The sequence below is a fragment of the Oceanispirochaeta sp. genome (assembly GCF_027859075.1).
Classification (GTDB): Bacteria; Spirochaetota; Spirochaetia; order DSM-2461; family DSM-2461; genus Oceanispirochaeta.
Genome location: NZ_JAQIBL010000137.1, coordinates 1 through 2,580, shown reverse-complemented (window position 1 = coordinate 2,580; position 2,580 = coordinate 1). Strand labels below are relative to the sequence as shown.

The window sequence follows — 2,580 nt, the reverse complement described above, 5'->3', positions numbered from 1 at the left end:
GTAGAGGTAGCGTCCGATGGAGACTTCCTTGCTGGGAGCCTGGCCGATGGGAGGTTTTTCCACTATGTCTGTGACGTGAATGCCGTCCTTTGCGAGAGCAAGAACTCCGTAGCGTTCCAGGTTGGGCGGATTATGGATGGTGGCCAGGACGGAACATCCTGTTTTTTCATAGCTTTCGATCAACTGGGCACTCAGTGGTTTCTCCCCCATATGAATATCATCAGGGTAGGCGACAATACAGGGTTCATTCCCGATCAGGGACGCTGCCTGGAGCAGTGCATGGCCGGTCCCTTTCATTTCCATCTGACGGATAAAGGCAAAACGGGCATCACTTGGGCTGATCAAGTCCAGCTTGGCCGTGGCTCCTTCTTTTTCGAAAATCCCTTCCAGTTCCACGTCTCTATCAAAAAAATCTTCAAGAACTTTTTTTCTTCTGGAAGTTATGACGATAATATCTTTAATACCTGATTGAATGAATTCCTCAACGATGAAGGAGATAGAGGGTTTGTTGATCAGGGGCAGCATCTCTTTGGGGATGGTTTTTGTAACGGGTAGAAAGCGGGTTCCGTAACCTGCGGCGACAATTATACCTTTCATGGTGTACACTCCTAGGGGAAAAAGAAAACTCTGAGTTTATTATGGTCAGGGAGGATGAAAAAATCAACAGAAGGAATCTCGGCAAACACATTATCATCTCAGCGACTGTGTTACTCCTCTTTGTCAGCTCCTGCTCTGTTCTGGACCCCCTCCGTCTGACCTACGAAAACGATAGACAAATCATCATCGACGAAATATTGAAGAGGGGCAGGCTGTATACCATCCGCAAGAATGATGAGAGTGCCCTGATCTCCCTGCTGGAAGAATCAGATCCCCAAATCAGGTTGGCGGCAATCAAACTGATGGAGCATAATGCCTCACCCCAAATCTATGACGCCCTGGTTCTTGCCGTTCTTGATGATGATGAGATTCTCTCAGCAGAGGCGCAGAGAGTTTTACTGGAAGACTGGGAAGACTCGTATAAGGCTGTCATCCGCGGTCTCAATTCTTCTCAGTCCAGTGTTGTTTACGCCTCTATTGATCTAATCAGAAAGAAGGAAAGCCGGGAGGATTCAATATACCTTTTAACTCTCTTCGGGGATGAACGATCCACTGTCAGAGCCAATGCCTCCCGCGTTTTTGTGGCTCTCAATGAATATGAAAATCCCTGGTATCAGTCTTTGCTGGAGAGTCCGGAACCTTTAATCAGACAGACAGCCGTTGAGACTCTTCCCCGGTTTAATAATCCTGACATAGTACCCTCACTGATACAATATATGCTTGATCCTATCCCCGAGGTCAGGCGGGCGGCCATATTTGGTATCTCCGAATTTGATAAAGAAGCCCTGCCGGCACTTCATGAAACTGTCAAAATAACGGGCATACGAGAAATGCGTCTCAGCATCCTGGAGCTGATTGACGGGATTCTTGAGCCTGAAAGTATACCTGTATTAGTCTCTCTCCTCAGCGATAAGGACTCACTTGTGGCTGCCAAGTCTGAAGAGATTCTGTTTCGTCAGGGCCCCGATTCCATCCCTGAACTCTTGAAGCAGATGCCCCTGATGGAAGAGCCGGCTCTATTGCTCTCTTTTGATTTATTGAGGCGATATAAGGATAAGAGCTGTCTTCCCTCTCTGTCGGGATATTTCGATCATAAAAGCCTGGTTGTCAGGCAGACCGCCATCGATACAGTGATGTCTTTCGGTTCAGCAGCTTTCCCTTTTCTGATAGATACCCTGGATCATGGTAATCAGGAAATTCAAAACCAGGCATTGATTCTTCTGGTCGATCAGAGGGCTGCATCACTTGTGTATGACAGTGAGAAAAATGATTATCCTGTGAATCTCATATTCTATTTTTTTGAATCTATGACCGAAAAGGAAATTCTCATGTACCTCAATCGTGTTTCATTGCCCAATCGGGTTGTTTCTGCCTTGTTGAATCTCTATGAAATTGAATTAAATACAAGACAATATCAGGAGATCAGAGGAATGCGTGATCCCGAGTCCAATCGATATTTATATTTCTACAGGGAATGGGAGGATGCTCTGATCAATGCCGAACTGAGCCGGCAGGGATCCTTCTCTTATATGCACCAATATTTTGATACAGGCGAGGACGCCTGGCTGACCGAGTCAAAACAGCTGCGGGATGCGGCGTCTCAGTTTGATCATTCTTCCTTGTCATTTCGGGAGTCGGCTTTCCGCTTCGGGGCTATGGCCGATAGCAATGAAATCTCAATGGTCAGCCGGTATATTTATAGCAGAAAACAGTTAGCCGAAAGCTGGAGGGTTCTCAGTTCGGATATCCAGAACCTGGCCATGCTGGTTTTTCTGCGCTACTCCCTTGATATCCAGGCAGTTCTTCGTGATTATGATTATTTCAGAACTTTGTCATCAAAGAGTTCTCCTATTCCTGAGAACCTTTAGCAGTCTGTCGGACTTAGTGCTTTTGAAACTATTTTTAGAGATTTTTCTTCTATTTTAGGAACGAATGAGGAGAATATCGAGCATATTTGACAATTGAGTGACGAAGAAGAGATGA

2 protein-coding genes are annotated in these 2,580 nt (G+C 45.9%); one reads left to right on the top strand and one right to left on the bottom strand.

The annotated features are described in order from the left end of the window. Positions 1-597, bottom strand: a 597-nt coding sequence (locus PF479_RS07980) for a UTP--glucose-1-phosphate uridylyltransferase (protein ID WP_298004614.1), incomplete at its 3' end; no start/stop codon positions are given. Between the two features lie 41 nt (positions 598-638). On the opposite strand from PF479_RS07980, the gene PF479_RS07975 reads away from it, so the two are divergent. Then, the gene (locus PF479_RS07975) at positions 639-2,465 is read left to right on the top strand and encodes a HEAT repeat domain-containing protein (RefSeq protein WP_298004612.1); all 1,827 of its coding nucleotides are present in this window, start codon (positions 639-641) and stop codon (positions 2,463-2,465) included. The last annotated feature ends 115 nt before the right edge of the window (positions 2,466-2,580 follow it).

Excerpts from the sequence above, each read along its gene's own strand:
- PF479_RS07975 (WP_298004612.1), top strand. The coding sequence starts at position 639 with ATGGTCAGGGAGGATGAAAAAATCAACAGAAGGAATCTCGGCAAACAC.